Raw genomic sequence first — 5,149 nt, 5'->3', positions numbered from 1 at the left:
GGCGCGAACCGGTGTGTCAGCGGGCCAGGCCTCCGCCCGGCGCAGTGCCCGCAGCGCGGGGGTGCCCTCGCTGATCAGCGCGTGCGGGTCCACGCAGCCGATGGCGGGCGGCAGCACCTCCTGGTGCACCGCCATCGCCGCCTTGATCAGGCCGGCCACTCCGGCTGCTGCCTTGGTGTGACCGATCATTCCCTTCACCGAACCGATCGCGGCCGGCGGCGCCGACGGGTCCGCCTCGGCGCGGGCGAGCGACAACGCCTCCAACTCGGTCGCGTCGCCGACCTTGGTGCCGGTGCCGTGGCCCTCGAACAGCCCGACGGTCTCGATGCCGAAGCCCGTGCGCTCGTACGCTCGGCGCAGCGCCAGCTGGTAGCCGTTGATCTCGGGCCGGGTGATGCCGCCCTTGCCGTCGGAGGAGATGCCCCAGCCTGCGATCGAGGCGTAGATGCGGTGCCCTCCGGCGCGGGCCTCGTCCTCCCGCATCAGCACCACCATGCCGCAGCCCTCGCCCGGCCAGAAGCCGTTGGAGGAGCGGTCGTAGACCCGCATCTCGCCGGTGGCCAGCGCACCGGTCTTGGCGAAGCCGATGATCTCGAACGGGTCGATGGAAAGGTCGACGCCGCCGGCGATCGCTACGTCCACGTCGCCGTCGATCAGCGTCTTGCAGGCGGTGGCCACCGACAGCAGCGACGAGGAGCAGGCACCGTCGACGGTGTATCCGCCACCGTTGAAGTCGAAGTGGTTGCAGATCCGCCCGGCGATGGTGTTCGACAGGGCGCCGGCCAGGGTGTCCTCGTCGACCTCCGGGAACGGACTCTTGAAGGTGGCCTCGAAGCCGTCCAGGAAGGTGGCGAGCTGGTCGTCGTCCCAGTCCTGTTCCTTGAGCGCCGCGCCGACCATCCGCCGCACGTACGGCCAGCGGAGGCGGAGCTGATTCGCGCGGGAGAACTCACCGGTGAGGCTGTTGCCGATGACCACGCCGGTCCGCTCCCGGGGCAGCCCTTCGGCCATCGGGAAGCCGGCGTCGGCCAGCGCCGCGGCGGCGACGTCCAGCGCCAGCCAGTGGGTGAGGTCGGTGGAGCGGAAGGTGCTGCCGGCGATCTTGTAGGCCACCCGGTCGAACTCGTACCCCTCGATCACCGCCGCGTTGCGCGAGTAGAACCGGTCCGGGGTCTTCGGATCGGCGTCCCAGTAGTCGTCCAGCTTCAACCGCACGTCGGGCAGCCGCCGGAAGGCCCGCCGGCCAGCCAGTGCGTTCTCCCACAACTCCCGCGGAGACGTGGCGTCGGGATAGCGGCACGCCATGCCCACCACAGCGATTCTTGTCATACTGACTACGCCCTTCCTCAAACGCCCGGCGCAGCACGGAACAATTCGCGCACGGTCTTCGGTGAATGAAGCAAATCAATTTTTCCGAATCGGCACGAGCGCGTTCCTGATCCGTTGCCGCCACACTTCGTACGCGGGGAAGCCGTTCGCCGGGGCCACCCCGATCCGGGTGTCGTCGGTGACCGCCGAAGCGTCCCGCGTCGACAACCCACACAGCACCCGGGTGGCCACCTCGTTGTGCGGCACCGTCAGGCCGGCGCGCACCCGGGCCCCGGCCGCGAAGGCCGACCCCTGGGCCAGGTCGCCCCGGTACGACCCGGACAGCTCGCGCAGCCGCTCCAGCCCCGCCTCGTCAGCGCCGCCGGCATAGGTGGCGGCCAGCCCGGCACCGGCCCACAGGTCCGCCCGACGCCGCTCCGAAAACCCGGCGAACAGGCGGGCCAGCCGGTCCGGATCGGCCCCGACCACGAACCAGGAGGCCCGGCCGACGCCCTGGTCGATCGCACGCACCGCGTACCTGCCCGGGTCGTCGCCGGGCCAGGGAAAGGTTTCCTCGCGGTAGCGCTGCTCGATGTAGCTTCCGGTGCGGAAGTACGCCTGGTGGAAGCCGTAGCCGTCCAGCACCAGCCAGCGCAGCAGCGGGTCCGGCGCGTACAGCCGGGACCAGAGGAACCGGGGCAGCCGGGCCATCGCCCAGCCCACCCCGACGTACGCCATGTAGACGTGCGGGTCGCCGGGGCCGGCGAGGAACTCGGCCACCCGCCCGCCCCGCCCGGGCAGCGCGTCGCGGATGCTCAGGCCCATGGCCGCGCCTTCGTAGGCGAAGCCACGCCAGGTTGGCGCCAGCCGCTCCAGCGGGGCCACGACGTCGGCCACGACTCGGGCCTCCGCGGCCTCGCCGAAGCCGGCGAGGAAGGACCCGCCGACGGTCTCCAAGCGCTCGCGCGTCGCTTCGTCAGTGACGTGGAAGCCCCGGACGGCACACGTCGTCTGGGAGATGTCAGGGGTCAGGACACGCCGTCGCAGCCTTCGCCAAGCTCTCATCAGCACCCCCAGGGCAATAGATATGTCGCCAATATTCGCAGCCCGGGCGAGGACATTCTTCTTCATTGTTGCGGCGCTTTGAACCGACCTCGGGCAGGCAGGTGCCGCGCCCGGAAAATGGGCGCCTAAATGGGTAGCGGGAATCGCTACGACACGCGCGTCGCGGGCACCGGGAAATGAGCGCGGATGCGGCGGCGCCACACTTCGTAGTCCGGTTCGGCGTCGTCGGCGAGGCTGTCGACCGCGACGTCGTCGGCCAGGGCGGCGGCGGCCTCGACCGACATCCCGGCCAGCGCCGTCAGCGCGACCTCGGTGTGCGCCGGCTGGAAACCGGAGAAGTGCCGGGCCTTCGCCGCGAAGACCGCGCCCTGCGCCAGGTGCGCGTGGTCCTCTCCGGCGGCGTCCACCAGCGAGCGCAGGCTGCCCAGGTCGGCGCCGCCGGCGAACGTGGCCGCCAGGCCGACACCGCTCCACAGGTCGGCCTGCCGGGCGGGCGCGAACCGCCGCACCGCCGCGGCGACGTCCGCCGCGCCGGCCCCGTGGATGAACCAGAGCGCCCGGCCGATGCCCTGGTCGACGGCGCGCGGGAAGTAGTCCGCCCGCCCCTGCCAGGGGTACGCGGGCAGCAGCTCCTGCCGGGTCACCCACCGCTCGGTCTCGAAGTACGCCCGGTCGAAGCCGTAGCCGTCGACGGCCAGCCAGCTCATCGTCGGGTAGTAGGGGGTGCCGGTCAGATCCGGCAGCACACCCTTCCACAGTGGGCGCGGCAGGCGGGCCATGGCGAACCCGATGCCGATGTAGGTCAGGAAGGTGTGCGGCCGGCCCGGACCGGAGAGCAGCTCCCGGGCTCGGTGGCGGCGCGGCCCCGGCATCGCGTCGATGACCGTGAGCGCCATCGCCGCACCCTCGTACGCGAAGCCGCGCATCTCCGGTTCGACCAGTTCCAGACGACGTTCCAGCTCCCACTGGTCGCGCATGTCGATGCCCCACTCGAACCCGCAGATCACCGCCTGCGGAATCGCCTCGAGGCGGCGGGTCACCGGGCCGGGCGTCACGGGGAAGCCGCGACGGGCGAAGGTCGTCTCCGCCAGTGACGGCGTCAGGACCAGCCGCCGTATCGAACCCAGGGTCGTCGGCATCGTCGTCCTCCCTCACGGCCCGGCGACGTGCCGCGGCCGGCGTACCCATCGTCGTACGCCGGCCGCATCTCGCGCGCCTTCGTTCATGCGCTCCCGGTCACCGTCAGCGTCGCCCCTCCCGGATCCGGGGCCGGCGTAGCAGCACGACGGCCACGACCACCACCAGCAGCAGGTCCAGCACGAGGAGGCCCACGCTGAGCGGATCGTCGGCACCGTGCTGGTGCCCACCGGGCCCGACCGAGGGGGCGTCGGCGGCCACCGACACGGGCGGCCCGGCAGCGGCCACGGTGAACCGGGTCGTGCCACTCAGTTGCCGTCCGTCGGTCAACAACACGTGGTACGCGGCCAGATACGCCCCGGCGGTCTGAACGCGGACGGGCAGCACCAACCGCTGCTCCTCCAGCTTCGCCGGACCGGCCGCTATCGAACGGCTCTGACCGGCCGGCGCGACGGCCAGATGGAACTCCCTCGCCCGCACCGTGCCCTCGAAGGTGACCACCACCTCGGCCGGCGGACCGGCCACTGTCGCGCCGTCCGCCGGCGTCACCGCGGCGACCCGGGCGGTGGGCTTGTCGGTGAGTGCGGCCAGCGCCACCACCGCGCAGACCACAACGGCGACGAGGTACCCGAACCAGCGGGACCCGGGCCCCGGACGCGCTGCCTCCGACGCCGTCACGGCATGCTGGGCGCCACGGTCAGCCGTGGGGCGCAGCTGCAGGTCATCAGCGCGGACTCGGCCCGGTTCGGCCGTAGGTGCAGGATGATCGCGATCACCATCGGCAGGAACACCACGGTGTTGTAGAACAGGTGGAGCTCGACCCGGGGCAGGACCAGCTGCAACATGCTGGTGGGAACCGAACGGCCGAAGAAGAACGTGCCGGTCTGAGCCTGCACGAAGAGCATCAGGTGCTCGATGTGGTGCCAGAACTGGATCCCGAAGGCCACCATCCACCAGGTGCGCGACCGGCCCACGAAACCGCCGCGCAGCAGCCACAGGCCGACCAGCATCACCAGCGCGTACGCGTAGTGCAGCCATTCCGAGGTGACCAGCCAGGGGAAGTACAGACCGAGCACTCCGCGCGCCTCCGGCACGGGCCAGCCCAGCGCCCAGATCTGGAACGCCTGCGTGAGGTGCTCGGCCCAGTGCGCCAGCACCACGACCATGAACAGGTTCAGCGCGGTACGGTGGTGGGCACCGTTCCACCAGTTGGTCGGGCCGACCCTCCCGGGTCGCGCCGCATCAACACTCATCCTGGCCTCCAGTCGCCGTAGCGGTCACCGCCCGAGCCCTGCGGACGGCATCCCCTCCCACCCTTCCGGCTCGCGGCGCATCGTCTTTCTTCCACAATGCTCAGTTGGCGCCGGACCCACCTCGCCCGCCGCCGCTTCCATGTCCGCAGCCTTTGCTCTGCACCCGCGGATGCGCCACCCGGCGGCCGGGTGGCACGTCCGGATGCGGGGCGGTGGTCAGCCGTGGCGCTGGGGCGGCGGTCCGGTCACCGGATCGGCCACCTGCCGGGCACCGACCAGGGAAGCCGCCGACCAGGCAGCCCAGGCCGCGGCGTCGACCAGCGACCGGTCCTCCGGGTGGTGGCGGCGGAACTCCTGGACCACCTCCTCGTCGACCTGGTACGAGG

5 protein-coding genes are annotated in these 5,149 nt (G+C 71.6%); all 5 read right to left on the bottom strand.

From position 1 onward, the window contains the following. On the bottom strand, positions 1–1,329 hold a 1,329-nt coding region (locus ABZ749_RS29005; RefSeq protein WP_357233362.1), incomplete at its 3' end, for a polyketide synthase. Between the two features lie 75 nt (positions 1,330–1,404). Continuing rightward, positions 1,405–2,373, bottom strand: coding sequence for a DUF1702 family protein (locus ABZ749_RS29000; RefSeq protein ID WP_357233360.1), 969 nt, complete (start codon positions 2,371–2,373; stop codon positions 1,405–1,407). A gap of 146 nt (positions 2,374–2,519) precedes the next feature. After that, complete coding sequence (locus ABZ749_RS28995; RefSeq protein WP_357233357.1) at positions 2,520–3,512, bottom strand: DUF1702 family protein; 993 nt, start codon at positions 3,510–3,512, stop codon at positions 2,520–2,522. 103 nt (positions 3,513–3,615) lie between these two features. Continuing rightward, positions 3,616–4,188, bottom strand: a complete 573-nt coding sequence (locus tag ABZ749_RS28990) for a copper resistance CopC family protein (protein WP_357233355.1) — start codon at positions 4,186–4,188, stop codon at positions 3,616–3,618. Further along, on the bottom strand, positions 4,185–4,763 hold the full coding sequence (locus tag ABZ749_RS28985; protein WP_357233353.1) for a hypothetical protein: 579 nt from the start codon (positions 4,761–4,763) through the stop codon (positions 4,185–4,187). Before ABZ749_RS28985 ends, ABZ749_RS28990 begins: the two co-directional genes overlap by 4 nt. Between the last annotated feature and the right edge of the window lie 386 nt (positions 4,764–5,149).

The sequence above is a fragment of the Micromonospora sp. NPDC047753 genome (assembly GCF_040642735.1).
Lineage (GTDB): Bacteria > Actinomycetota > Actinomycetes > Mycobacteriales > Micromonosporaceae > Micromonospora.
This window is presented reverse-complemented; position numbering and strand designations above follow the sequence as displayed.